Below are 25,992 nucleotides of genomic sequence, written 5' to 3'. Positions count from 1 at the left end.
TCTCTGGCCGCCCCGCGTAGACTCTCAACGGCCCCGGGGCCCGCCGCCGCTGGTTCTTTTGCGTTATCAGGAGTAGGAACCGTGATGTCACTCAGATCCATACAGCAGCGAATAGCGATCACCGGTGGTTTATGTCTGCTGGCGACGGCAGGCATCTTGATCGGATACAGCGTCTACCTTGCCAGCTCGACCCAGCACCTGGTGTCCGACCGGGTCAGTCAGCAAGCGCAGGAAGAGGCCTTGCAGACCCTGCAGCACCTCGGCGGGAAATACGCCGGAGAAATCCGTTCCGAGTTCACCGAAGCGCTGGAAGCGGCCCGCGGCATGGCGACGACCTTCGCGGTCGGCAAGTCGAATTCGGCGAACTCTGGAAGCCTTGAGATCGGTCGTGATCAGGTCAACTCAATCCTGCTGAACGTGCTCAAGAGCCAGCCAAACTTCAACGGCACCTATTCGTGCTGGGAACCGGACGCAATCGACGGCCAGGATTTCCTCTTCACCGATGGACTGAACGGCAACAACGAGCAGACCGGCCGCTTCACGCCGTACTGGACACGCGGTGCCGACGGCAAGATCGCCGTGCAACCGCTGGTGGAGTACGACACCATGGACAAGCACCCCAACGGCGTACTCAAGGGTGGCTGGTACATCGGGCCGCGGGAAACGCTCAAGGAGAGCGTGCTTGGCCCGCTGCCCTACATCGTGCAGGGCAAGCAGGTGTGGCTGGCGACGCTTTCGGTTCCGATCATCGTCGATGGCCGCTTCATGGGCGTGGCAGGCACCGACTACAACCTCGACTTCGTGCAGAAGATCAGCCACGAAGTATCCGGAAAGCTGTTCGATGGCCGAGGCGAAGTGGCGATCATCAGTGACCAGGGACTGATCGTGGCGGAGAGCCGCTCGCCAGATCTGATCGGCCAGCACTTCCAGAAGGTATTGCCGAACGAGTGGCAGACGGCGTTAAGCGCTGTGCAGAAGGGTGAAGAACTCGCCCGGCTGGACGCAGATGGCACGATCGTGGTGTTTGCGCCCATCGAGCTCGGCCGCACCGGCAAGCCCTGGTCGATGATGCTGAAGATTGACAAGGAAATCGTGCTGGCCAAGGCCACCGAGCTGAAGGCCGAGATGGATGCAAAGAGCGATCAGAGCATGCTGCAGCAGATCGGCGCAGGCGTGCTCATCTCGATACTCGCCGTGATTGCGCTGTGGTTTTCTTCCCGCTCGATCGCCCTGCCCATTCGCAAGGCCGCGCAGCTGGCCGGTGCCATCCAGAAAGGCGACTTTTCCCAGCGTCTTGGGCACCAGTCCGCGGACGAAGTCGGGCAGCTATCCGCCAGTCTCGACCGGATGGCCGACAGCCTGCAGGAGCAGGTACACGTGGCTGAACGCATCTCCCAAGGCGACCTGGCGGTGGAAGTTCGCCTGGCATCGGAGCACGACCAGCTCGGGCTGGCGCTCAGGCGGATGGTAGACAACCTCAACGAACTGGTATCCCAGGTCCAGCAAAGCTCAGGGCTGATCAACGACAAGGCCGGTCAGGTGACGAGCCTCAGTCAGGACCTTTCCAGCGGTGCAACGGAATCGGCCTCCGCGGTGACCGAGATCAGCGCCACCATCAGCCAGATGGCTGCGCAGATCCGCCAGACCTCCGAATACGCCAGCGAAGCCAACGCCCTCTCGCGTGATTCCGAGCATTCGGCCCGTGGTGGCAACGAGTTGATGGTCACGCTGAAAGCGGCGATGCAGGAGATCAACCAGTCGGGCCTCGACATAACCAACATCATCAGGGCAATCGAAGAGATCGCTACGCAAACCAACCTGCTCGCACTGAACGCAGCCATCGAGGCGGCCCGTGCCGGCGAGCATGGCCGCGGGTTCGCGGTGGTCGCCGATGAGGTCCGTCAATTGGCGGCGCGCAGTGCCGAGGCCGCACAACGCTCTACCCGTCTGATCCAGGAGTCCAACGCGCGGACGATCAAGGGCATGGAGCTCACCGACGACACGGCACGAGCACTGGAAGCGATCGTTCAGGGCGCGGCACAGGTTTCGCAGCTGGTCGACGAGATCGCCTCGGCGTCGAGCCAACAGGCATCCGGTATCGAACAGGTCAGCCTGGCCATCGGCCAGATCGATGAAGTGGTGCACCACAACAGCAGCAACTCCGAGCAATCGACCCAGGCCGCACAGGAGCTGACGCAGCAAGCACAGCAGATGATCCTGCAGGTCGGCCGATTCAAGGTCAGGCGAGTCCGCTAAGGGCCGGGGCGGCGCAGGGCCTGCGCCGCCTTTTCATCGTCACTTCTACGACCTTGGTACACAGCGACTGGTACTTTCTGCATATTCCCCCGCTCTGCCATGGTTCCTATGCTGCCTGCAACGTCACAGGAGCTGCCCATGAGCCACGTATTACGACGAGCCGGTTTCCTGATCGCCCTCACTTGCTGCTCGCAGTTCGCTGCAGCGGCTGCCAGCACGGAGCTGGCGATACGCATCGGTTATCTAGGTTATCGCCCAGACACCGGCCCGGTGCTCTCCAACGTCATTCCCGAGCCCGAAGACGCCGGCCTGCGCGGCGCCGAACTGGCGATCACCGACAGCAACAGCACGGGACGTTTTCTCAAGCACAGCTATGTGCTCGAAGCGGCCACCAGCGAAACGCCAGAAGAACTCCTGGAACAGGCGGGCAAGCAGTACGCCGACGGTCTGCGCCTGTTCGTGGTCAACGCTCCGGCTGCTTCCCTACGCCAGCTGGCGGACGCCATGCCGGAAGCGCTGCTGATCAACGCCGGCAGTGCCGACGATGCACTGCGTAGCCAGAGTTGCCTGGCCAATGTCCTGCACACCCTGCCTAGCCGCAGCATGCTCGCCGATGCACTCGGCCAGTTCCTCGCGGCACGCCGCTGGAACCGCTGGATGCTGATCGTCGGCCCGACCGCTGAGGATCAAGCCTATGCCGATGCGTTGCGCCGCGCGGCCAAGCGCTTCGGTCACCGCATCGTGGCGGAGAAGCCCTGGAGCTTCGATAACGACCAGCGCCGCAGCGCCCAGGCCGAGATGCCCCTGTTCACTCAGGGCGCCGAATACGATGTGGTACTGGTGGCCGACGAGCGAGGTGACTTCGGTGAGTACGTGCCGTATCACACCTGGTTGCCGCGCCCGGTAGCCGGCACCCAGGGCCTGACTGCCACCGGCTGGCACAAGACGGTGGAAACCTATGGCGCCGCCCAATTGCAGAAACGCTTCGAGGCGCATGCCAAGCGCTGGATGAACGACCACGATTTCGCCGCCTGGATGGGCGTACGCAGCCTTGCGGCGGCGGTCACTCGCCTGCGCAGCACCGACGCCACAGCAATCCGGCAGTTGTCACTCAGCGGTGAGCTGCCGCTGGATGGCTTCAAGGGTCGCAAGCTGAGCTTCCGCCCATGGAATGGCCAGCTTCGCCAGCCGATCCCGCTGGTACACCCGCGAGCGCTGGTATCGAACTCGCCGCAGGACGGCTTTCTGCACCCCACCAGCGAACTGGACACCTTGGGCTTCGATGCTCCGGAAAGCAGCTGCCGCCTGAGCGAGGGCCACCCATGAGTCGCCGGATGTTTGCCCTACTGGCCATGGCGAGCCTGCCCGTGCACGCGGACGAAATGGGCTACGAGGCCTACATCGACAGCCCCAAGCGGATCAAATGCCTCTACGGCTACGTCACCGCTAAAACCGGTAACTTCGATGCCGCCAGAGCGATCTTCGAAGACTGCGTGGTGCGCTGGAACGACGTCTATTCGCTGATCTCACTGGCGCAGATGTACGAAAGCGGTAATGGCGTCGAGAAGGACCTGAGCAAATCCGCTGCGCTGCTCAAGCAGGGCGCGGAGCAGCCGGACGACGTTAGCTATGTCAGTCTGGCGCGCTATCACTGGGGTGTCGCCCTGGCCGAGGGCCGCGGTGTCGATGCGGATCACGATGCCGCACGCACTTGGTTGCGACGCGCCGCCGCCGATGGTCAGCCAGAAGCTGACGAATACCTGCAGCGGCTCGATGAAAGCCGCGCGCCAGCGCCAATCACACAATAACGACAAGAGAACCAGGCCATGCCTAGAACCGCCCTTGCCACCGCCATTGCCCTAGCCTTCAGCGTCGCTGCCGGTTCGGCCGCCGCTGCCACTGCCTACGTTTCCAATGAGAAAGACGACAGCATCAGTGTCATCGACCTGAACAAGATGGAAACCGTCGAAACCCTTCAGGTCGGCATGCGCCCACGTGGTCTTACCCTTTCCCACGACAACAAGCTGCTCTACATCTGCGCCAGCGACTCGGACACCGTTCAGGTGATGGACCTGGCCACGCGGCAGATCATCAAACAGCTGCCATCCGGCGCGGACCCCGAACAGTTCGCCCTGCACCCCAACAACAAATGGCTGTACATCTCCAACGAGGACGACGCTCTGGTGACTGTGGTCGACGTCGACAAGGAGGAAGTGCTGGCGCAGATCGATGTGGGTGTCGAGCCGGAAGGCATGGCGGTGAGCCCGGATGGCAAGTGGGCGGTCAACACCAGCGAAACCACCAACATGCTGCACTGGATCGACACCAGCACCAACGAGCTGGTGGACAACACCCTGGTCGACCAGCGCCCACGACACGTCGAGTTCACCAAAGACAGCAAGCAGCTCTGGGCCTCCGCAGAAATCGGCGGCACGGTCAGCGTGGTGGACGTGGATAAACGCGAGATCCTCAAGACCCTGACGTTCAAGATCAAGGGCGTGCACCCGGATAAGGTGCAGCCGGTAGGCATCAAGCTCTCCGCCGACGGCAAGTACGCCTTCGTCGCGCTCGGCCCGGCGAACCACATCGCAGTGGTCGACGCGAAAACCTACGAGGTGCTCGACTATCTGCTGGTAGGCCGACGCGTCTGGCACATGGCGTTCAACCCCGATGAAAGCCTGCTGCTGACCACCAACGGCGTCAGCGGCGATGTTTCGGTGATCGACGTAAGCAAGCTGAAAGTCACCAAGTCGATCAAGGTCGGGCGTTATCCATGGGGCGTGGTGGTCACGCCATGAACGCACTGGAGGTCAGCGACGTCGGCTTTGCCTACGGCGCCAGGCGGGCGCTTGATCAAGTGAGCTTTACCGCGGCGCAAGGGCGCTTCACCGCATTGCTGGGTCCGAATGGAGCAGGAAAGTCGACGCTGATTGCACTGTTGACTCGTCTGTACGATCTGCAACAGGGCCAGATCCATATTGCCGGCTTCGGTTTACGCGAAACGCCACGCAAGGCTTTGGCCCGACTGGGCGTGGTGTTTCAGCAGAGCACGCTGGATCTGGACCTGACCGTGGAACAGAACCTGCGCTACCACGCGGCGCTACATGGCATGCCGCGAGCCGTGGCTAACGAGCGCATCGAAGTTGAACTGCAGCGTCAGCAGCTCGGCGATCGCCGCCGTAGCAAGGTACGCGAACTCAACGGCGGGCATCGTCGGCGGGTGGAGATCGCCCGTGCATTGCTGCACCGCCCCGACCTGTTGCTACTCGACGAAGCCAGCGCCGGACTTGATCCCGCCAGCCGCCAGGCGCTCAACCAGCATGTGCGCATGCTCTGCCAGGAGCAGGGCATGAGCGTGCTATGGACCACCCACCTGCTCGATGAGGTCCGCGCTGACGATGATCTGCTGGTGCTCAATCGTGGCCGCCTGGTAGCCCAGGGCCACGCCCACGAGCTGGCCGAGAACGGCGATACGCTGGAGCAGACCTTCAATCGACTGACTCGCAACGAAGCGGCGGTGGCCTGATGAACAGACAAGACTCGCTCCCGGTACCCTGCGTGGCATCGTCCGCATCCGTCGAGAATGCTCGGGAGCGCTCGACATGACGCTTTACTGGGAATGCCTGCGGGGAATCGTCGTACGTGAATGGCTGCGCTTCGTTCAGCAGCGCTCACGCTTCTTCAGCGCCCTGGTGCGGCCGCTGCTGTGGCTGGTGGTGTTTGCCGCCGGCTTTCGCGCGGCGCTCGGCATCGCCATCATCGAGCCCTACGACACCTACATCACCTACGAAACCTATATCGTGCCGGGTCTGACCTGCATGATCCTGCTGTTCAACGGCATGCAGGGTTCGCTGTCGATGGTCTATGACCGCGAGATGGGCAGCATGCGCGTGTTGCTGACCAGTCCGCTGCCGCGCAGCTTTCTGCTGGCCAGCAAACTCGTCGCCACGGCGCTGATCTCCCTGCTACAGGTCTATGCGTTTCTGGCGATCGCCTGGCTCTATGGCGTGCAGCCTCCACCGCTCGGACTAATCGTCGCCCTCCCCGCTCTGCTGCTGGTGGCGCTGCTGCTCAGTGCGCTTGGCTTGTTGCTCTCCAACGGCATTCGTCAGCTGGAGAACTTCGCCGGGGTGATGAATTTCGTCATCTTCCCGATGTTCTTTCTCTCCTCGGCGCTGTATCCGTTGTGGAAGATGCGAGAAGCCAGCGAGTGGCTGTACTGGATCTGCGCAATCAACCCGTTCACCCATGCCGTGGAGCTGGTACGAAACGCGCTCTATCTGCGCCTGGCGCCCACCGCCCTAATGGTCTGCCTTGGCCTGACGTTGCTGTTCAGTCTGCTCGCGGTTATCAGTTTCAATCCACAACACGCCGCACTGCGCCGCTCGGCATAAGCGAATTACTACTTTGGTAGCGGTTTTCCCCTCCATCGTAGGATTTAAAAGACAGGCCCATTGCTCTGTAATCGACCTATCGAAACGCCATGGAATACGGACTATGTTCAGGTCGCTGCTGCCCTTGCTGATCGCCGCGCTGCCTGGGATCTATATGCCCGTGATTGCCGCGGCCGAAGAACAGCTCGCCCTGTTCTCTGCCGACGGATATCGGCAGACGCAGTACCGCAGTCCGACACCTGCCACCGCGGAAGGCGCGCAGACCCTGGATACCTCGGCTCTGCGGACGTTACTCGCGAAAGAACCGGACGTGGTGCTGGTGGACGTGTATCGCAGCCAATGGCTGGCCGGTCGGTTCATTGACAGCGAACCCCATGCCAACCTGCCCGGCAGCCTCTGGCTGGCCAACACCGGCGATGGCGATCTGCAGCCCCAATGGGCAAGCTACTTCAGCGATAATCTCGCACGCGCCAGCCAGGGCAATCTCGAGCGACCAATCGTGTTCTACTGCCGCTCCGACTGCTGGCTCGGCTGGAATGCCACCAGGCGCGCCCATGCGCTGGGCTATAAGAAACTGTACTGGTATCGCGACGGGGTGGACGGCTGGGAACAGGCGGGCCTGCCCTTGCACCCTGCTACACCGGAGCCCCTGCCTGGCGACGACTAGCATCACTAACCAGCACGCCCCACCATAATCACAACAAAGAGGTGACCGGCCTTGTACAAGATTCTGATCGCGGACGACCATCCGCTGTTTCGTGAAGCCATCCATAACGTCATTCGCGACGGCTTTCCCGACAGCGAAATCCTCGAAACTGCCGACCTGGACAGCGCCCTGGCGCTGACGCTGGAGCACGATGATCTCGATCTGGTGCTGCTGGATCTGAACATGCCAGGCATGCATGGGTTGAATGGCCTGATCAATCTGCGCAACGAAGCGCCGACCATCCCGGTGGTTATCGTCTCCGCGGAGCAGGACAAGCAGATCGTGCTGCAGGCGATTACCTATGGCGCCGTCGGCTTCATCACCAAATCTTCGCCACGTGCACAGATGACCGACGCCATCGAGCAGATTCTCAACGGCAACGTCTACTTGCCTTCGGACATCATCCGCAGCCAGAAGCCGACCAGCCGCCACTCCCATCACAACGAACAGTCGATTCCACCGGAATTGCTGCAAGCGCTGACCCGCAAGCAGCTATTAGTACTCGAGCGCATGACCAAGGGCGAGTCCAACAAGCAGATCGCCTATAACCTCGATATCGCCGAAACCACCGTGAAGGCGCATGTCTCGGCAATCCTGCGCAAGCTCAACGTGCACAACCGTGTCCAGGCGATCCTCTCGGCTGGCGATATCGACTTCACGGCCTACCTGCGCCGCTGAAGCGCGGCGCCTCAGCGCTGGGCTGAAGCTAGGCGCTCGCCTGGGCGCCTTCGAACCAGGCCAGTTTCTCGCGTAGCTGAACCACTTCACCAATGATCAACAGGGTTGGTGCCTGGACCTGCTCCTGCGCGATCAGCTCGGCAAGCGTCTCCAGCGTGCCGGTGAAGACTCGCTGATTGCTGGTGGTGCCCTGTTGCACCAGGGCCGCCGGCGTACCCGCCGCGCGACCATGGGCAATCAGCTGCTGGCAGATAACCGGCAAGCCCACCAGGCCCATGTAGAACACCAGCGTCTGTGCTGGCGCGGCGAGCTCCGTCCAGGGCAGATCGCAACTGCCATCCTTGAGATGACCGGTGACGAAGCGCACCGATTGCGCGTGATCGCGATGGGTCAGCGGGATGCCGGCGTAAGCGGCGCAGCCGCTGGCGGCGGTAATACCGGGCACCACTTGGAACGGCACGCCATGGGCCGCCAGCTCTTCGATTTCCTCGCCGCCGCGACCGAAGATGAACGGATCACCGCCCTTGAGCCGCAGCACGCGCTTGCCTTCCTTGGCCAGGGTCACCAGCTTCTGGTTGATTTGCTCCTGCGGCACCGCGTGTTCCGAGCGCTGCTTACCGACGTAGATGCGGTCGGCATCGCGTCGACACAGGTCGATGATCGCCGGCGCCACCAGTCGGTCGTAAAGCACCACGTCGGCCTGCTGCATCAGGCGCAAGGCACGGAAGGTCAGCAGATCAGGGTCGCCCGGCCCGGCACCGACGAGATAGACCTCGCCCAGCGCACGCGGCGCAGCACCGGCGAGCTTTTCCGCGAGCAGGCGCTCGGCTTCGACGCTACGACCGGCCAGAGCCTGCTCGGCGATCGGCCCCTGAAAAGTCTCCTCCCAGAACACCCGCCGCTGCTGCACATTGGCAAACTTGGCTTTGACCTGAGCACGAAACTGCTTGGCCAGACCGGCCAGCTGGCCGTAAGCCGCGGGAATCCAGGTCTCGATACGCGCCCGGATAAGCCGTGCCAGCACCGGTGCATCGCCGCCGCTAGACACCGCAATCACCAGCGGCGACCGGTCGACGATTGCCGGAAAGATCACGCTGCACAGCTCTGGCGAGTCGACCACGTTGACCGGCATGCCCAGCGCATTGGCCTGCTGCGATACCGATGCGTTCAGCGGCTCGTCATCAGTGGCGGCGATGGCCAGCACACAGCCCTGCAGGTCCTGTGGGTCATAGCCGCGATCCAGACACTCGCCGCCGCCCGCCTCGACCAGCTCGACCAGTTGCGGTTCGATGCTAGGTGCCACCACCCGCAACCGCGCTCCAGCTTCACTCAACAGTCGGGCCTTGCGCAGCGCAATCTCGCCACCACCGACGACCAGCACCGTGCGGCCTTTGAGGTTGTGGAACAGCGGAAGGTATTCCATGGGCGAATCCTGGAGGGTCATTGGAGGTACGGGCATCACAGCCATTACGGCGGTAATGCCCCTTGTCGAATATCAAGGATCCAGTCTGATGCCTGGATCGCGATGCCGCAGCGTCAGATATCAGCCGATGATGTCGATGCCGCCCATGTAGGGCTTCAGCACTTCCGGTACTACCACGCTGCCGTCCGCCTGCTGGTAGTTCTCCAACACGGCGACCAGGGTACGGCCAACGGCCAGACCCGATCCGTTGAGGGTGTGTACCAGTTCGGGCTTGCCGGTTTCCGGGTTGCGATAGCGCGCCTGCATGCGTCGTGCCTGGAAATCGCCACAGTTGGAGCAGGAGGAAATCTCGCGATATTTGTCCTGGCTCGGCACCCAGACTTCCAGGTCATAGGTCTTGGTCGCGCCGAAGCCCATGTCGCCCGTGCACAGCGACAACACACGGTACGGTAGCTGCAGCAACTGCAGCACCTTCTCCGCATTGCCAGTCAGCTCTTCCAGCGCCTCGAAGGATTTCGACGGCTCGACGATCTGCACCATCTCAACCTTGTCGAACTGGTGCTGGCGGATCATGCCGCGAGTGTCACGACCGGATGCACCGGCCTCGCTGCGGAAGCACGGTGTATGGGCGACGAACTTCAGCGGTAGCTGCTTGGCATCGAGAATCTCGCCGGCAACGATGTTGGTCAGCGACACCTCGGCGGTCGGGATCAGGTAGAAATCGGCTTCGCCCTCACGGCTGATCTTGAACAGATCCTCCTCGAACTTCGGCAGCTGACCGGTGCCCTGCAGCGCCGGAGCCTGGACCAGATAGGGGGTGTAGGCCTCTTCGTAGCCGTGATCACGGGTGTGCAGGTCAATCATGAACTGCGCCAGGGCGCGATGCAGGCGGGCGATCGGGCCACGCATCAGAGCGAAGCGGGCACCGGACAGCTTGGCAGCGGTCTCGAAGTCCAGCCAGCCATGCTGCTCGCCCAGAGCGACGTGATCCTGAACGGCGAAGTCGAAAGTCTTCGGCGTACCCCAGCGGCGAACCTCGATGTTCTCGTCCTCATCCGCACCGACCGGCACCGACTCATGCGGCAGGTTGGGGATGCTCAGCATCAGCTGGTCGAGTTCGCTCTGGATGCGGTCCAGCTCCTGCTTGCCGGATTCGAGTTCCGAGCCCATGCGATCCACGTCCGCGAGCAACGGCGCGATGTCCTCACCGCGCTGTTTGGCCTGACCGATGGATTTGGAGCGCGCGTTGCGCTCGGCCTGGAGTTGTTCGGTGCGGGTCTGCACGGTCTTGCGCTGAGCTTCCAGCGCTTCGATGCGCGCCACGTCCAGCTGGTAGCCACGGGTGGCCAGGCGGGCCGCCACGTCCTGTAGCTGAGTGCGTACCAGTTTCGAATCAAGCATGGTGGGTCTCGTCTGTGAAAGCTTGGATGAAGGGCGAAGAGGGAGCGAAGTTTACTGTGAACGGTCGTCGGTTCATAACCTTGCGAGCGTGAGCCCAACCCAGGCTGCCAGTAGGCCGCCGAGCACGCTGCCGCCGACGTAGGCGAAGGCAGTCGCAAATTGACCACTTTCTAGCAACCGCAGTGCGTCCAGCGAGAAGCTGGAGAAAGTCGTCAAGGCGCCGAGAAAACCGATGATCAGCGCACCACGCAGCTCCGGCGAGATATCCGGCCGAGCGAGGAAGGTCGCGTAGAGATAGCCGATCAGCAGGCAACCCACCAGGTTCACTGCCAGCGTGGCCAGGTAGAAGTGCCGCGGCCACTGGGTGCTGACCCAGGTGGCAGCAGCGAAGCGCAGCAATGTTCCAATCACACCGCCGCAGGCGACGGCGAAGGCCATGCGGATCATCCCTTTCTCCGTTGTAGTGGGCTTTCGCGATCGAGCCGTGCCAGATGCTCGAGCTTGTCGCGGATCTTGCTTTCCAGTCCGCGCGGGGCCGGATGGTAGTAACGCCGCGGCTCCATCGCTTCGGGGAAATAATCCTCGCCGGCGGCATAGGCATCCGGTTCGTCGTGGGCGTAGCGGTATTCGTTGCCGTAGCCGAGTTCTTTCATCAGCTTGGTCGGCGCGTTACGCAAGTGCAGCGGCACTTCCTGCGAGCCGTTCTCGGCGGCATCGCGCATCGCGGCCTTGAACGCGGTATAGACGGCGTTGCTCTTCGGCGCGCAGGCGAGATAGACAATCGCCTGCGCCACGGCCAGCTCCCCTTCCGGGCTACCCAGCCGCTCCTGCACATCCCAGGCATTCAGGCACAGTGGCAGCGCGCGCGGGTCGGCATTGCCGATTTCCTCGCTGGCCATGCGCACGACGCGCCGGGCGATATACAGCGGGTCGCAGCCGCCATCGAGCATGCGCGCGAACCAGTACAGCGCCGCATCGGGATTGGAGCCGCGTACCGATTTATGCAGCGCCGATATCTGGTCATAGAACGCCTCGCCGCCCTTGTCGAAACGGCGTCGACTATCACCCAGCAAATCCTGCAGCAGGTCGGTGCTGATGCTTCCGCCCTCCTCGGCCAGGTCGGAGGCGTTCTCCAGCAGGTTGAGCAACCGCCGCCCGTCGCCATCGGCCGCCGCCAGTAGCATCTGGAAGCTTTCTTCCGGCAGTTCCAGATGCAGATCACCCAAGCCCTTGGGCTCGTTCAGCGCGCGCGCCACCAGTTTGCGCAAGGCCGCTTCGTCGAGGCTTTTCAGTACGTAGACACGAGCGCGCGAGAGCAAGGCGTTGTTGAGTTCGAAGGATGGATTCTCGGTGGTTGCACCGATGAAGATCAGCGTGCCGTCTTCAACGTAGGGCAGAAAGGCGTCCTGCTGCGATTTGTTGAAGCGATGCACCTCGTCGACGAACAGGATGGTGCGTCGGCCATATTGAGCCGCCTGCTGCTTGGCGATCTCGACTGCCTGACGGATCTCCTTGACCCCGGCGAGCACCGCCGAAACCGTCTCGAAATGGGCGTCGGAGACCTTGGCCAGCAGCCTCGCCAGGGTGGTCTTGCCGACTCCGGGCGGGCCCCAGAACACCATGGAGTGCAGCGCACCCTGTTCCAGCGCCTCGCGCAATGGCTTACCACGCGCGAGGAGGTGCTCCTGCCCGACGTACTCATCGAGGCTGGCGGCGCGCAAGCGCGCGGCAAGTGGCTGAGCGACTGGTTCGCGGCTGAACAGGTCCATTGCGGACGGTTACCTCGATTGCAGCGGCCTGCAGCTGCGCAGGCCGAGTGTCAGATGACGGTCACTCGGAAATGACGTCGGCGCCCTCGGGGATTTCGAAGGTGAACAGGTCCGCCTTCAGCGGCTGGTTCATCTTCACGCCCATGAACAGGATATTGGTGCGCTGACCGACGCTGTCGATCAGTTGCATGTCGTTAATCACGCCACCGCGAAACGAAAGGCGCAGATTATCGAACAGCGTGTCCTTGGCCTTCGGCTTGAGGGTGAAATCCACGACCTCGCCGGCCTCCTTATGGGAGACCTCGAAGTTCTCACTAATGGTCGACACGTCACCAGAGAGGAGCAGCGCCGGGGTATGCGTCAGACGCTGGTCGAGTTGCTGGACGGTCACCTGCTCCAGGTCAGGGTCATACAGCCAGACCTTCTCGCCGTTGGAGACCAGTAGCTGCTCCATCGGCGCATCGGTGTGCCAGCGGAACTGGCCGGGGCGCTTGAGCGCCAGCTCGCCGGAGGTTTCCTGCAGCTGGGTGCCGCTACCGTCGAGCGACAGCTGCGAGAAGCGGCCGGTCAGGGTTTCAGCCTGGCTGAGCAGATCAGTCAGTCGTTTGGTGGATGCAGCCTGGTCGGCGTGAGCCGGGGCCAGGGCAACCATCAGGACAGATGCACACAGCAAACGGATCAATTGCATGTAGCCCTCGAAGCGATTCAATCGCGCATAGGCGGCGGCGCGATGACTTCGCGCGAGCCATTGGTGTTCATGGAGGTCACCACGCCAGCCATTTCCATGGCTTCGATCATTCTCGCGGCGCGGTTATAGCCAATCTTGAGTTTGCGCTGCACGGCGGAAATCGACGCGCGGCGGCTTTCGGTGACGAAGCGAACGGCCTCGTCGTACAACGGGTCTTCTTCGCTGCCCTCTCCGCTGCCATCGCCACTGCTGCCATCGAAGCCGCTACCCGCCTCTTCGACGCCCGCGAGAATGTCTTCGATGTAGTCAGGCGCGCCTCGGGCCTTCCAGGCTTCGACGACACGGTGCACCTCTTCATCGGAAACGAACGCGCCATGTACGCGAATCGGCAGGCCGGTGCCAGGCGGCAGGTAGAGCATGTCGCCGTGACCCAGCAACTGCTCGGCACCGCCCTGATCGAGGATGGTCCGCGAATCGATCTTGCTCGATACCTGGAACGCCATGCGGGTAGGAATGTTGGCCTTGATCAGGCCAGTAATCACATCCACAGATGGGCGCTGGGTGGCAAGGATCAGGTGAATACCCGCCGCACGTGCCTTCTGCGCGATACGGGCGATCAGCTCTTCGACCTTCTTGCCGACGATCATCATCATGTCGGCGAATTCGTCCACCACCACGACGATAGTCGGCAGGGATTTCAGCGGCGGCGGCTGGTCATCCATGCTCTCGCGACGGAACAGCGGATCGGTAAGCGGCGTGCCCGCCTCTTCCGCTTCCTTGACCTTGCGATTGAAGCCCGCGAGGTTACGTACCCCCATGGCCGCCATCAGCTTGTAGCGGCGCTCCATCTCGGCGACGCTCCAACGCAGTGCGTTGGCCGCCTCCTTCATGTCGGTGACTACCGGGCAGAGCAGGTGCGGAATGCCTTCATAGATAGACAGTTCGAGCATCTTCGGGTCGATCATGATCAGCCGCGCCTCTTCCGGCGTGGACTTGAACAGGATCGACAGAATCATCGCGTTGACGCCCACCGACTTACCGGAGCCGGTAGTACCGGCCACCAGCAGGTGCGGCATCTTCGCCAGGTCGGCGATGACCGGCTTACCTCCGATGTCGTGGCCGAGCGCCAGGGTGACCGGCGATTTGGCGTCGTCGTACGGGGCCGAAGAAAGCACCTCGGAGAAGCGCACGATCTGGCGATCCTCGTTGGGAATCTCGATGCCTACTGTGGTCTTGCCGGGAATCACTTCGACCACCCGCACACTGATCACGGCCAGCGATCGCGCAAGGTCCTTGGCCAGGTTGGAGATACGGCTGACCTTTACACCGGCCGCTGGCTGGATTTCGAAGCGGGTGATCACCGGGCCCGGATGTACCGACTCGACGATGACCTCAACACCGAATTCCTTCAGTTTGATCTCCAGCAACCGCGACATCGCTTCCAGTGACTCAGGCGAGTACTGCTTCTGCTGTTTTTCGGCAGCGTCGAGTATCGAGATCGGCGGCAGGCTGCCCTCAATCAACGGGTCGACGAACAGCGTGGTCTGTTTTTCCTTCAGGACGCGCTTGCTCGGCTCTGCAGGCTTGGGCTGCGCAGGCGGCGCGATCACCGGCGCCACACGCTTGTCCCGCTCACTCATATGCTTAGCCAAGGCTTCGTCGCGCTCGATGATGCGCTCTTTGACCTTGGCTTGCTCACGGCGGTCTCGCACCATTGGCGCTGCCACCTCGCTCACCACATCGTCCGCTTCGCGCAGCTGCGCGACGAGTTGCTTGCGTTCGGCGCGGGCATTCCACCAGCGGCTGAAGAAGCTCTGGATCAGCTCGATCAGATCCAGGGTGATCTTGCCGGTGATGTCCATCACCTTGAACCACGACAGATCGGTGAACACCGTCAGGCCAAACAGGAAGAACGCCAGCAATGCCAGGGTGCTGCCCTGCACATTCAAAGAAAGCACGGCCAACTGGCCGAGGCTTTCACCCAGCGCGCCGCCAGCGGACGCGGGCAAGCCCGGTGCTGCCTGAAAATGGATATAGGCCAGTGCCGAACCCGACAGGACCAGGAATACCAGCCCAATCAGGCGCCAGGAGAACAGCCAGCCGTTCCATACCCAGGGCTGATGGCGGGCACGGAATACCTGCCAGGTCTTGACCCCGAGCAACAGCGGAAACAGGTAAGCGAAATAGCCCAGAGCCATGAACAGCACATCGGCAAACCAGGCGCCAGCACGCCCCGCCGCGTTGCGCACCTGATCGACGTTGCTGGTATGCGTCCAGCCCGGATCGCCCGGATCGTAGGTCAGCAAGGCCATCCACAGATAGACGCAGAGCGCACCGAGCGCTATCAACGCGCCTTCCTTGAGGCGATAGTGCAATTGTTGTCGCCAGACGGTTGCCGGCGCGGTAGATGAGGAATTCTTCAAAACGCTTTCTTTCCTGCGCCTGCGGCGCGATGAACCGTAGTCAGCCAGAACCCCGGCATTGTACGGGTTTGTCGATTCGATGGCATGCGGGTTCCGCGGCGGCTTGGGCTTTTGCCAATGCTTCGGTGTAGCATAAACGCCCGATTTCCCGGCGCGGCTCGACTGGAGCACGCTTCTCTATTTGCAACAAAGGCTTATGAGGGCTTTTTATGAGTGAAGTCAAGCATTCGCGTCTGATCATCCTCGGCTCGGGCCCGGCCGGTTATACCGCTGCGGTATACGCTGCCCGCGCTAACTTGAAGCCTCTGATGATCACTGGCATCCAGCCCGGCGGCCAACTGACCACCACCACTGAAGTCGACAACTGGCCCGGCGACGTCGAAGGGCTCACCGGCCCCGACCTGATGGTCCGCATGCAGAAGCACGCCGAGCGCTTCGACACCGAGATCGTCTTCGATCACATCCATACCGCAGAGTTGCAGCAGCGCCCGTTCACCCTGCGCGGCGACAGCGGTGTCTACACCTGCGATGCGCTGATCATCGCCACCGGCGCCTCGGCGCAATACCTCGGTCTACCCTCGGAAGAGGCCTTCGCCGGCCGCGGTGTATCGGCCTGCGCCACCTGCGACGGGTTCTTCTACCGCAACCAGGTGGTCGCGGTGATCGGCGGTGGCAATACCGCGGTGGAGGAAGCGCTGTACCTGTCCAACATCGCTAAGGAAGTCCACCTGATCCACCGCCGCGACAAGCTGCGGTCGGAGAAGATCCTGCAGGACAAGATCATGGACAAGGCGACCAACGGCAACATCCGCCTGCACTGGAACCATACCCTCGAGGAAGTGCTTGGCGATGCCAGCGGCGTGACCGGTGTGCGTTTGAAGAGCACCCTAACCGGCGAAGAGAACAAGCTGGACCTCGCCGGCGTATTCATCGCCATCGGCCACAAGCCGAATACCGACCTGTTCCAAGGCCAGCTGGAGATGAAGGATGGCTACCTGAAGATCCGCGGCGGCGGCGACGGCGACGCCACCTGCACCAGCATCCCCGGCGTATTCGCTGCTGGTGACGTGGCTGACCACGTCTATCGCCAGGCGATCACCTCTGCCGGCGCTGGCTGCATGGCTGCCCTGGACGCTGAAAAGTATCTCGACAACTGATCAAGCGGCGGGCTTCGGCCCGCCCTCCCCTATCTGCATTTGCGTGGCGATATGCTGACCTGGCTGAAGCGCGACGACCTCGATTTCCCCCCTCTCGAAACGGCTCTGCGCGAACCCAACGGCTTACTGGCGGCCGGAGGCGATCTGAGCCCTGAGCGGCTGCTGGCGGCTTATCGCCATGGCTGCTTCCCGTGGTATCAGGACGGCCAGCCACTACTGTGGTGGTCCCCCGACCCGCGCACCGTGCTTTACCCGAATGAGCTCCATGTCTCGCGCAGCTTGCGCAAGCGCATTCGTCAGGGCGACTTCCAGGTGACCCTCGACCGCGCCTTCAACGACGTGATTCAGGGCTGTGCAGGCCCTCGCAGCTATGCGGACGGCACTTGGATCACCACACCGATGCAGCAGGCTTACATCCAGCTGCACGAAATGGGCGTGGCGCATTCGGTAGAGGTCTGGCAGGACGGGCAGCTCGTCGGCGGACTCTACGGGCTGGCCATCGGTAGGCTATTTTTCGGCGAGTCGATGTTCAGTCGTGCGACTGATGCGTCCAAGGTCGGCTTCGTTACTCTGGTAGAACGGTTACGCGCGTGGAATTTCGCGCTGATCGACTGTCAGATGCCAACACAGCACCTGGAAAGCTTTGGCGCCCGTAGCATTCCCCGTGAGGCCTTCGCAGCAGCGCTTGCCGAGCATCTGGATCGCTCCAGTGTGGCCGACTGGCGCGCCTAGTCGGCTACAGCAAGCTGACCTACACTGAGCTCATGATTTCTGAGAGTTGACCATGACTTCACTGGCTCGCCTCAAGTTCTACGCCACCCAGCCGCATGCGTGCAGCTACCTGCCCGACGAACAGGCCACCACCCTGTTCCTCGACCCCAGCCAGCCAATGGACGCTCAGGTGTACGCGGAACTGTCGGAAATGGGCTTTCGGCGCAGCGGCGACCACCTCTACCGCCCGCACTGCCAGCGCTGCTCGGCCTGCATTCCGGCGCGCATTCCGGTAAACGCGCCGAACCTCAGCCGACAGCAGAAGCGGATCCTCAAGCGCAACGCTGACCTGCAGGTTCGCTGCGTCCGCCCAGCGTTCAGCGAGGAGCTTTATACGCTCTACGCCACCTATATCGAGAAGCGGCACGCGGATGGCGATATGTATCCACCCAGCCGCGAGCAGTTCAATACTTTCCTGGTGCGCGACCTGCCGCTCTGCCGGTTCTATGAGTTCAGGCTAGAGGGGCGATTGCTGGCGGTCGCCGTCACTGATGTACTGCCCAACGGGCTGTCAGCGGTCTACACCTTCTACGATCCAGATGAAGAACGCCGGAGTCTGGGGCGCTATGCGATTCTCTGGCAACTCGGCGAAGCGGCCCGTCTCGGCTTGAAGGCCGTCTATCTCGGCTACTGGATCAAGAACTGCAGGAAGATGAATTACAAGACCGAATATCGTCCAATCGAACTACTGGTCAACCAGCGCTGGGTGACACTCAGCTGAAGTCCTTGGCTCATCGACCCATTTCGGGCACAATGCTTGCCGCTTTTGCCCGCGCACGCATGCGCCGGGTCACTCATTTGGACACCGAGGACTTTACTGAATGTCGAAAGAAGACAGCTTCGAAATGGAAGGTACTGTCGTCGACACCCTGCCTAACACCATGTTTCGTGTGGAGTTGGAAAACGGGCACGTCGTTACTGCGCACATCTCCGGAAAGATGCGCAAGAACTACATCCGGATTCTTACCGGTGACAAGGTTCGCGTGGAATTGACCCCCTATGATTTGAGCAAGGGTCGCATCACCTACCGCGCCCGCTAAGCGAGCTGCGAGAAAAAACGCCCGGTTCTGACCGGGCTTTTTTGTTGTGCCGGAAAAGGCGCAGCCCGGGATACATCAGATCGGCACTCACAAACGAAAACGCCCAGCTAAAAGCCGGGCGTTTCCGATACAGCGCTTACTGTCACGCCAGCTCGGCTGTGGTCTCGAATTCGAAGAACGGCTCCCCGTCGCGAATATCGATGTGCACCACCCCGCCATGTTCAGCCAGTTCTCCAAACAGGATCTCTTCGGCCAACGGCCGCTTGATCTTGTCCTGAATCAGCCGTGCCATCGGACGTGCTCCCATCTGCGCGTCATAACCATGCTCCGCCAGCCAGCTCCGTGCAGCATCGGAAACCTCCAGAGTCACATGCTTGTCTTCGAGTTGCGCCTGCAGCTCTATGAGGAACTTGTCGACGATGCTCTTGATCACGTCGTGGCTCAGGCGACCGAACTGAATGATGGTATCCAGACGATTCCTGAATTCCGGCGTGAAGCTCTTCTTGATGACCTCCATCGCATCCGATGCATGGTCCTGCAAGGTAAAGCCGATGGAAGCGCGCGCTGCGGTTTCCGCACCCGCATTGGTGGTCATGATGATGATCACGTTGCGGAAGTCGGCCTTGCGACCGTTGTTGTCCGTGAGCGTGCCATGATCCATGACCTGCAGCAGCAGATTGAAGACTTCGGGGTGCGCTTTCTCGATTTCGTCCAGCAAGAGCACGCAATGCGGCTGCTTGGTGATTGCCTCAGTCAACAGGCCACCCTGGTCGAACCCAACATATCCCGGAGGCGCACCGATCAAACGAGACACGGTATGGCGCTCCATGTACTCGGACATGTCGAAGCGAATCAGCTCGACCCCCAGAGCGCGCGCCAGCTGACGCGCAGCCTCGGTCTTGCCCACACCGGTCGGACCGGCAAAGAGGAACGAGCCGACTGGCTTGTCTGGCGCCTTCAGTCCTGCACGAGAAAGCTTGATGGCGGTCGCCAGCGAGTCGATAGCGTCGTCCTGTCCGAACACAGTGAGCTTGAGGTCGCGCTCAAGATTACGCAGCAACTCCTTGTCCGAACTGCTGACGTGCTTCGGAGGAATCCGCGCAATCTTCGCAACGATGTCTTCGACCTGCTCGACATCGATGCATTTGACCCGTTGATCCTCCGGCTGCAGACGCTGATAGGCGCCGGCTTCATCGATGACATCAATGGCCTTGTCAGGCATGTGCCGATCGTTGATATACCGCGATGCCAGTTCTGCCGCGGCACGAAGCGCCTCATCGCTGTACTCGATATGGTGATGCTGCTCGAAGCGCCCTTTCAGGCCACGCAAAATGCCAATGGTGTCCTCGACCGAGGGCTCGGAGACATCGACCTTCTGGAAGCGCCGCGCCAGAGCGCGATCCTTCTCGAAGATTCCGCGAAACTCCTGGAAAGTCGTGGAGCCAATGCAGCGAATTTCCCCCGAAGAAAGCAGCGGCTTGAGCAGGTTGGACGCGTCCATCACCCCGCCCGAAGCGGCACCGGCACCGATGATGGTATGGATCTCGTCAATGAAGAGAATCGCATGCGGCCGCTTGCGCAGCTCGCCGAGCAGAGCCTTGAAGCGTTTCTCGAAGTCACCCCGGTATTTCGTACCAGCCAGCAGTGCACCCAGATCCAACGAATAGACGACGCTATCGGCCAGCAGATCCGGCACTTGGTTATCCACGATTCGCTTGGCCAATCCTTCGGCAATTGCCGTCTTGCCGACCCCAGCCTCGCCGACGAGAAGCGGATTGTTCTTGCGCCGACGCGCAAGAATCTGCGCAACACGCTCGACCTCGTTTTCGCGCCCTACCAGCGGATCGATCCGGCCCTGACGCGCGAGTTCGTTGAGGTTACTTGCGTAAGCATCAAGCGGATTCCCGGAGGCACCTGGCTCGCCGCCGTCTTCATCCTGCATTTCTGCATCGTTTTCCGGGCTGCCAGCGTTGCCGGGAACCTTGGAAATCCCATGCGCGATGTAGTTGACGACATCGATGCGCGCCACGTTCTGCTGCTTGAGCAGGAATACGGCCTGGCTCTCCTGCTCACTGAAGATGGCGACCAGCACGTTAGCGCCTGTCACCTCACGCTTGCCAGAGCTCTGCACATGGAAAACTGCACGTTGAAGAACGCGCTGGAACCCTAAAGTCGGCTGGGTTTCACGCTCTTCATCGTGCTGTGGAATAAGTGGAGTGGTGGAATCAATGAACTCCTGCAAGTCGTGGCGCAGCTTGTCCAGGCTTGCGCCACAGGCCCGCAACACGGTCGCAGCCGCTTCATTGTCCAGTAGGGCCAACAGGAGGTGCTCAACCGTCATGAACTCATGACGCTTGGTACGTGCCTCTTTGAAAGCCAGATTCAGAGTGACTTCGAGCTCACGGTTCAACATAGCTTTCACCTCTTCCCCAGCATTCGGAGTTAACCGTCCTTCTCGATCTCACAAAGCAGCGGGTGCTGGCATTCCCTTGCATATTGATTCACTTGCATCGCTTTGGTTTCGGCGACGTCGCGGGTATATAGCCCGCAGACTGCCTGCCCCTCGGTATGGACGGCCAGCATGATCTTGGTGGCCTGCTCCCTGCTGTGATTGAAAATGCCTTCCAGCACCTCGACGACGAAATCCATCGGCGTGTAGTCGTCATTGAACATGACAACTTTATACATCGGTGGTGCCTTCAATTCCGGCTTGGCCTCCTGAACAGCGAGGCCGGACGCGTCGTCTTCGTCCCCTAAGGGCCGATCCTGATTGAATGTTAGTCGAATCTGAGCAAATGCATGCATGCGCATAACGGTTCTAGGTCGTGGCACCGGGGCCAGATAAATATGGACAGCTTCGCAGCCAGCTGACGAGTCGCCTTGACTATCGGCAAAACGGTGATACAAACAGTATGTGCCTACAAGGGCAAACGGGTTGCGCAACATGAGGCCTCGGGCTGCATAAGCGCGGAATGAAATGGATGTTACTCCAGTAATGGACTCCTTTGCAGAGGGATAACAGCATGCTAAGCGGTAAGGTCAAGTGGTTCAACAACGCCAAAGGCTATGGCTTCATCGTAGCAGACGGCGGCGATGAGGACCTGTTCGCCCACTACTCGGCCATCCAGATGGACGGCTACCGAACTCTGAAAGCTGGGCAAGCGGTCATGTTCAACATCCTGCAGGGTCCGAAAGGCCTTCACGCGACCGACATCAGGCCACAACAGGCCATGTCTGAAGCGACGACCCCTGCTGCTGCACAGGGCATTTCTACCGTAGACGCCTGACGTTTTATGAAACAAACAAAAAGGCCGATCAATTGATCGGCCTTTTTCATTTCTGACCCCAGTTACATATGACTGATCATTGCGTCGCCAAACTGCGAGCATGACATCAGCTGAGCACCCTCCATCAAACGCTCGAAGTCGTATGTGACCGTCTTCGCGGCGATGGCGCTCTCGGTCGACTTGATGATCAGGTCAGCCGCTTCCACCCAGCCCATGTGCCGCAGCATCATTTCGGCAGAGAGAATCAGGGAGCCCGGGTTGACCTTGTCCTGCCCGGCATACTTCGGCGCGGTCCCGTGGGTAGCTTCGAACATGGCAACGGTGTCGGACAAGTTGGCCCCCGGGGCGATGCCGATACCACCAACTTCCGCTGCCAGCGCGTCGGACAGATAGTCGCCGTTCAGGTTAAGCGTGGCGATGACATCGTACTCGGCCGGACGCAGCAGAATCTGTTGCAACATCGCGTCAGCGATGGCGTCTTTTACGACGATGTTCTTGCCGGTGTTCGGATTCTTGAACTGCATCCAAGGGCCACCGTCCAGCAGCTCGGCGCCGAACTCGTCGCGCGCCACTTCATAGCCCCACTCCTTGAAGGCACCTTCGGTGAACTTCATGATGTTGCCCTTGTGGACGATGGTCACCGAGCTACGGTCGTTGTCTACCGCATATTGCAGCGCCTTGCGAACGAGACGCTTGGTCCCCTCCAGAGAAACCGGCTTGATGCCGATACCGCAGTTCTCGGTAAAGCGGATCTTCTTGACGCCCATTTCTTCGGTCAGGAACTTGATGACCTTCTCCGCTTCCGGAGAGCCTGCTTTCCACTCGACGCCGGCGTAGATGTCTTCTGAGTTCTCGCGGAAGATCACCATGTCCACGTCACCCGGTTTCTTGACCGGGCTCGGCACGCCAGTGAACCAGCGAACCGGACGCTGACAGACATACAGGTCGAGCTCCTGGCGTAGCGCAACGTTCAGGGAGCGGATGCCACCGCCGACCGGAGTGGTCAGGGGGCCCTTGATCGACACAACGTAATCACGGACGGCTTCCAGCGTTTCCTTGGGCAGCCAGGTGTCCTGGTCGTAGACCTGCGTGGCCTTCTCGCCCGCATAGATTTCCATCCAGGCAATCTTGCGCTTGCCGCCATAGGCCTTCTGAACAGCAGCATCCACCACCTTGATCATCACCGGACTGATATCCACGCCGATGCCGTCCCCTTCTATATAAGGAATGATCGGGTTGTCGGGGACATTCAGAGAGTTATCGGCGTTAACGGTAATTTTGTCACCGCTGGATGGCACCTGGATCTTTTGGTATCCCATGCTGGACTCCGTCTTCGTGGTTAGACATCGATCGTCGTTTGAGGGTAACCCACTCGAATCGCCTGAAACTACATGTTCGTTCGTCGTATGCGCAATGCCGTTCTGCCAGAGGGTGGCTCAATGGTATACTGCTGCGATGACTCACAAGTCATAAGGGACGAGCCTGTCTTGTACAAGACCCGCCTCTTGAAACCCAGGAACTGCTATCGCGGCCCCTGGGTTCAAATGCTCGACACTCTATTGGTGCATCCATCATCACCGCGGCGAATCCCCTTCTGGTTTATCTAGACGGAGAACCAGGGCGCCTACCCGGCGCACTCGGGATTCTGTGCACGCCCAGCAAGAAGAGAGTTAACGCTAAATGTCCACCCCCTCGAAGATCATCTATACCTTCACCGACGAAGCCCCAGCCCTGGCCACCTACTCGCTTCTTCCCATTGTAGAAGCCTTCGCAGCCTCCGCTGACATAGCCGTCGAAACACGCGACATCTCTCTTGCAGGACGCATTCTTGCGAGCTTTGCCGACCAGCTGGACGCGGACAAGAAAGTCGATGACGACCTGGCCAAGCTCGCCGAGCTGACCAACCAGCCTGACGCCAACATCATCAAGCTCCCTAACATCAGCGCCTCCGTTCCGCAGCTCAAGGCCGCCATCGCCGAACTGCAAGCTCTCGGTTACAACATCCCCAACTTCCCGGAAGACCCTCAGACCGACGCCGAGAAAGATGTGCGTGCGCGTTACAGCAAGGTCCTCGGTAGCGCTGTGAACCCGGTTCTGCGTGAAGGTAACTCCGACCGCCGCGCGCCGGCCGCCGTCAAAGCCTATGCCCGCAAGCACCCGCACTCCATGGGCAAGTGGAGCAAGGCGTCGCAGTCCCACGCCGACTACATGCGTGGCGGCGACTTCTTCTCCAGCGAACAGTCGATCACCATGGACAAGGCTGGTGACGTACGCATCGAGTTCGTCGGCAAGGACGGCAAGGTGGAAGTCAAGAAGCAGCTCGCCCTGCTGGAAGGCGAAGTGCTGGACGGCATGTTCATGAGCTGCAACAAGCTGCGCGCCTTCTTCGAGGAAACGCTGCAGGACTGCAAGGAAACCGGCGTGATGTGGTCCCTGCACGTCAAGGCCACCATGATGAAGATCTCGCACCCGATCGTCTTCGGCCATGCGGTCAGCGTTTACTACAAAGACGTGTTCGACAAGTACGGCGAGCTGTTCAAGGAACTGGGCGTCAACCCGAACAACGGCATCAGCAGCGTCTACGACAAGATCAAGTCGCTGCCGGCTTCGCAGCAGGAAGAAATCCTCCACGATATCCACGAGGTCTACGCCCATCGCCCGGAAATGGCCATGGTCGACTCGGTCAAGGGCATCACCAACCTGCACATCCCGAGCGACGTCATCGTCGACGCCTCGATGCCGGCGATGATCCGCAACTCTGGCCAGATGTGGGGCAAGGACGGCAAGCAGAAAGACACCAAAGCGGTAATGCCGGAAAGCACCTACGCCCGCATCTACCAAGAGATGATCAACTTCTGCAAGACCAACGGCGCCTTCGACCCGGTCACCATGGGCAGCGTACCGAACGTCGGCCTGATGGCGCAGAAAGCCGAGGAATACGGCTCGCACGACAAGACCTTCGAGATGCAGGCTGACGGCACCATGCGCGTCGTTCTGGCCGATGGCACCGTGCTGATGCAGCACGAAGTTGAGAAAGGCGATATCTGGCGCGCATGCCAGACCAAGGACGCCCCGATCCGCGACTGGGTCAAGCTGGCCGTTACCCGCGCCCGCCAGTCGAACACCCCGGCTGTCTTCTGGCTGGACCCGGAGCGTGCCCACGACATGCAACTGCAGAAGAAAGTCGAGACCTATCTGCAGGAGCACGACCTGAGCGGCCTGGACATCCGCATCATGGGCTACAACGAGGCCATTCGCCTGAGCATGGAGCGCATGATCCGCGGCAAGGACACCATCTCCGTCACCGGCAACGTGCTGCGCGACTACCTGACCGACCTATTCCCGATCATGGAGCTGGGCACCTCGGCGAAGATGCTTTCCATCGTTCCACTGATGGCCGGCGGCGGCATGTACGAAACAGGCGCTGGTGGTTCCGCGCCGAAGCACGTGCAGCAGTTGGTCGAAGAGAACTACCTGCGCTGGGACTCGCTGGGCGAGTTTCTGGCATTGGCGGTTTCCCTGGAAGAAACAGGCATCAAGACCGGCAACACCAAGGCCAAGATCCTCGGCAAGACCCTGGACCAGGCCACCGGTAAGCTGCTGGACAACAACAAGTCGCCGGCGCGCAAGGTCGGTCAGATCGACAACCGCGGCAGCCACTTCTACCTGGCACTGTACTGGTCGCAAGCCCTAGCAGCGCAGGACGATGACGCTGAGCTGAAAGCTCACTTCACCCCGCTGGCCAAGCAACTGTCCGAGCAGGAAGCGGCTATCGTTGCCGAACTCGCTGCCGTTCAGGGCAAGCCGGTCGACATCGGCGGCTACTACCGCTCCAACCCCGAGCTGACCAGCAAGGTGATGCGCCCCAGCACCACCTTCAACTCAGCCCTGGCCGCACTGAACGCCTGATTTCAGGCTTGAGCGTCACCACGAACCCCGGCCCAGCGCCGGGGTTCGTGCTTTCTGCGAGCAGCGTCCTTATCATCCAGTCATTTGCAC

The 25,992-nt window shown here is 61.0% G+C and carries 23 protein-coding genes; 14 read left to right on the top strand and 9 right to left on the bottom strand.

Features of this window, described 5'->3' with window-relative positions; all coding sequences use genetic code 11:
- Positions 1-84 precede the first annotated feature (84 nt).
- The 8 genes from UIB01_RS10370 to UIB01_RS10335 all read left to right on the top strand — a co-directional run bounded on the left by UIB01_RS10370 (position 85) and on the right by UIB01_RS10335 (position 8,034).
- Complete coding sequence (locus UIB01_RS10370) at positions 85-2,256, top strand: methyl-accepting chemotaxis protein (protein WP_038659803.1); 2,172 nt, start codon at positions 85-87, stop codon at positions 2,254-2,256.
- A 138-nt stretch (positions 2,257-2,394) separates the two neighbouring features.
- Positions 2,395-3,582, top strand: a complete 1,188-nt coding sequence (locus tag UIB01_RS10365; RefSeq protein ID WP_038659800.1) for an ABC transporter substrate-binding protein — start codon at positions 2,395-2,397, stop codon at positions 3,580-3,582.
- Positions 3,583-3,590: 8 nt separating this feature from the next.
- Positions 3,591-4,064: a tetratricopeptide repeat protein gene (locus UIB01_RS10360; protein WP_373278847.1), complete on the top strand. Its 474-nt coding sequence runs from the start codon at positions 3,591-3,593 to the stop codon at positions 4,062-4,064.
- Between the two features lie 18 nt (positions 4,065-4,082).
- Entirely contained in the window at positions 4,083-5,054 is a 972-nt protein-coding gene (locus UIB01_RS10355) for a YVTN family beta-propeller repeat protein (protein ID WP_038659794.1), read from the top strand.
- Positions 5,051-5,782 (top strand): ABC transporter ATP-binding protein, encoded by a 732-nt coding sequence (locus tag UIB01_RS10350; protein ID WP_038659791.1) that lies wholly within the window; start codon positions 5,051-5,053, stop codon positions 5,780-5,782. Before UIB01_RS10355 ends, UIB01_RS10350 begins: the two co-directional genes overlap by 4 nt.
- 76 nt (positions 5,783-5,858) lie before the next feature.
- Entirely contained in the window at positions 5,859-6,650 is a 792-nt protein-coding gene (locus UIB01_RS10345) for an ABC transporter permease (RefSeq protein ID WP_038659788.1), read from the top strand.
- Between the two features lie 103 nt (positions 6,651-6,753).
- Complete coding sequence (locus UIB01_RS10340) at positions 6,754-7,317, top strand: PQQ-dependent catabolism-associated CXXCW motif protein (protein WP_038659786.1); 564 nt, start codon at positions 6,754-6,756, stop codon at positions 7,315-7,317.
- 51 nt (positions 7,318-7,368) lie between these two features.
- Positions 7,369-8,034 (top strand): response regulator transcription factor, encoded by a 666-nt coding sequence (locus tag UIB01_RS10335; protein ID WP_015276861.1) that lies wholly within the window; start codon positions 7,369-7,371, stop codon positions 8,032-8,034.
- Positions 8,035-8,062: 28 nt separating this feature from the next.
- On the opposite strand, the gene cysG is transcribed toward UIB01_RS10335, so the two are convergent.
- The 6 genes from cysG to ftsK all read right to left on the bottom strand — a co-directional run bounded on the left by cysG (position 8,063) and on the right by ftsK (position 15,786).
- On the bottom strand, positions 8,063-9,457 hold the full coding sequence (cysG, locus tag UIB01_RS10330) for a siroheme synthase CysG (RefSeq protein WP_038659783.1): 1,395 nt from the start codon (positions 9,455-9,457) through the stop codon (positions 8,063-8,065).
- A 120-nt stretch (positions 9,458-9,577) separates the two neighbouring features.
- Complete coding sequence (gene serS / locus UIB01_RS10325) at positions 9,578-10,858, bottom strand: serine--tRNA ligase (protein WP_038659780.1); 1,281 nt, start codon at positions 10,856-10,858, stop codon at positions 9,578-9,580.
- A 72-nt stretch (positions 10,859-10,930) separates the two neighbouring features.
- Positions 10,931-11,305, bottom strand: coding sequence for a fluoride efflux transporter CrcB (gene crcB, locus UIB01_RS10320; protein ID WP_038659777.1), 375 nt, complete (start codon positions 11,303-11,305; stop codon positions 10,931-10,933).
- Positions 11,302-12,627 carry a replication-associated recombination protein A gene (locus UIB01_RS10315; RefSeq protein ID WP_038659773.1) on the bottom strand — a complete coding sequence of 442 codons (1,326 nt, stop codon included), beginning with the start codon at positions 12,625-12,627 and terminating at the stop codon, positions 11,302-11,304. Before UIB01_RS10315 ends, crcB begins: the two co-directional genes overlap by 4 nt.
- A gap of 61 nt (positions 12,628-12,688) precedes the next feature.
- Complete coding sequence (gene lolA, locus UIB01_RS10310) at positions 12,689-13,315, bottom strand: outer membrane lipoprotein periplasmic chaperone LolA (protein WP_038659770.1); 627 nt, start codon at positions 13,313-13,315, stop codon at positions 12,689-12,691.
- 17 nt (positions 13,316-13,332) lie between these two features.
- A complete protein-coding gene (gene ftsK, locus UIB01_RS10305; RefSeq protein WP_180983623.1) occupies positions 13,333-15,786 on the bottom strand; it encodes a DNA translocase FtsK in 2,454 nt (817 codons plus the stop codon).
- A gap of 161 nt (positions 15,787-15,947) precedes the next feature.
- Between ftsK and trxB the strand changes: the two genes are divergently transcribed.
- The 4 genes from trxB (at position 15,948) to infA (ending at position 18,706) form a co-directional block, all read left to right on the top strand.
- Entirely contained in the window at positions 15,948-16,895 is a 948-nt protein-coding gene (trxB, locus tag UIB01_RS10300; protein WP_038659764.1) for a thioredoxin-disulfide reductase, read from the top strand.
- A gap of 51 nt (positions 16,896-16,946) precedes the next feature.
- Entirely contained in the window at positions 16,947-17,627 is a 681-nt protein-coding gene (gene aat / locus UIB01_RS10295) for a leucyl/phenylalanyl-tRNA--protein transferase (protein ID WP_038659762.1), read from the top strand.
- Between the two features lie 52 nt (positions 17,628-17,679).
- On the top strand, positions 17,680-18,387 hold the full coding sequence (locus tag UIB01_RS10290; RefSeq protein ID WP_038659759.1) for an arginyltransferase: 708 nt from the start codon (positions 17,680-17,682) through the stop codon (positions 18,385-18,387).
- A 100-nt stretch (positions 18,388-18,487) separates the two neighbouring features.
- Positions 18,488-18,706 carry a translation initiation factor IF-1 gene (gene infA / locus UIB01_RS10285; RefSeq protein WP_002553999.1) on the top strand — a complete coding sequence of 73 codons (219 nt, stop codon included), beginning with the start codon at positions 18,488-18,490 and terminating at the stop codon, positions 18,704-18,706.
- Between the two features lie 142 nt (positions 18,707-18,848).
- Here the strand turns inward: infA and clpA are convergent, their stop codons facing one another.
- On the bottom strand, positions 18,849-21,119 hold the full coding sequence (gene clpA, locus UIB01_RS10280) for an ATP-dependent Clp protease ATP-binding subunit ClpA (RefSeq protein ID WP_038659756.1): 2,271 nt from the start codon (positions 21,117-21,119) through the stop codon (positions 18,849-18,851).
- A gap of 29 nt (positions 21,120-21,148) precedes the next feature.
- Entirely contained in the window at positions 21,149-21,511 is a 363-nt protein-coding gene (gene clpS, locus UIB01_RS10275; protein ID WP_038665664.1) for an ATP-dependent Clp protease adapter ClpS, read from the bottom strand.
- A 218-nt stretch (positions 21,512-21,729) separates the two neighbouring features.
- On the opposite strand from clpS, the gene cspD reads away from it, so the two are divergent.
- Positions 21,730-21,993, top strand: a complete 264-nt coding sequence (gene cspD, locus UIB01_RS10270) for a cold shock domain-containing protein CspD (RefSeq protein ID WP_038659753.1) — start codon at positions 21,730-21,732, stop codon at positions 21,991-21,993.
- Between the two features lie 62 nt (positions 21,994-22,055).
- Here cspD and icd read toward each other — a convergent pair whose 3' ends face one another.
- A complete protein-coding gene (icd, locus tag UIB01_RS10265; protein WP_038659750.1) occupies positions 22,056-23,312 on the bottom strand; it encodes an NADP-dependent isocitrate dehydrogenase in 1,257 nt (418 codons plus the stop codon).
- Between the two features lie 361 nt (positions 23,313-23,673).
- On the opposite strand from icd, the gene UIB01_RS10260 reads away from it, so the two are divergent.
- A complete protein-coding gene (locus UIB01_RS10260) occupies positions 23,674-25,902 on the top strand; it encodes an NADP-dependent isocitrate dehydrogenase (protein WP_038659747.1) in 2,229 nt (742 codons plus the stop codon).
- Positions 25,903-25,992: the final 90 nt, after the last annotated feature.

Origin of the sequence: Stutzerimonas decontaminans (assembly GCF_000661915.1) — a bacterium.
Classification (GTDB): Bacteria; Pseudomonadota; Gammaproteobacteria; order Pseudomonadales; family Pseudomonadaceae; genus Stutzerimonas; species Stutzerimonas decontaminans.
Note: the sequence above shows the minus strand (reverse complement) of the source record. Positions and strands in the feature narration are given on the sequence as shown.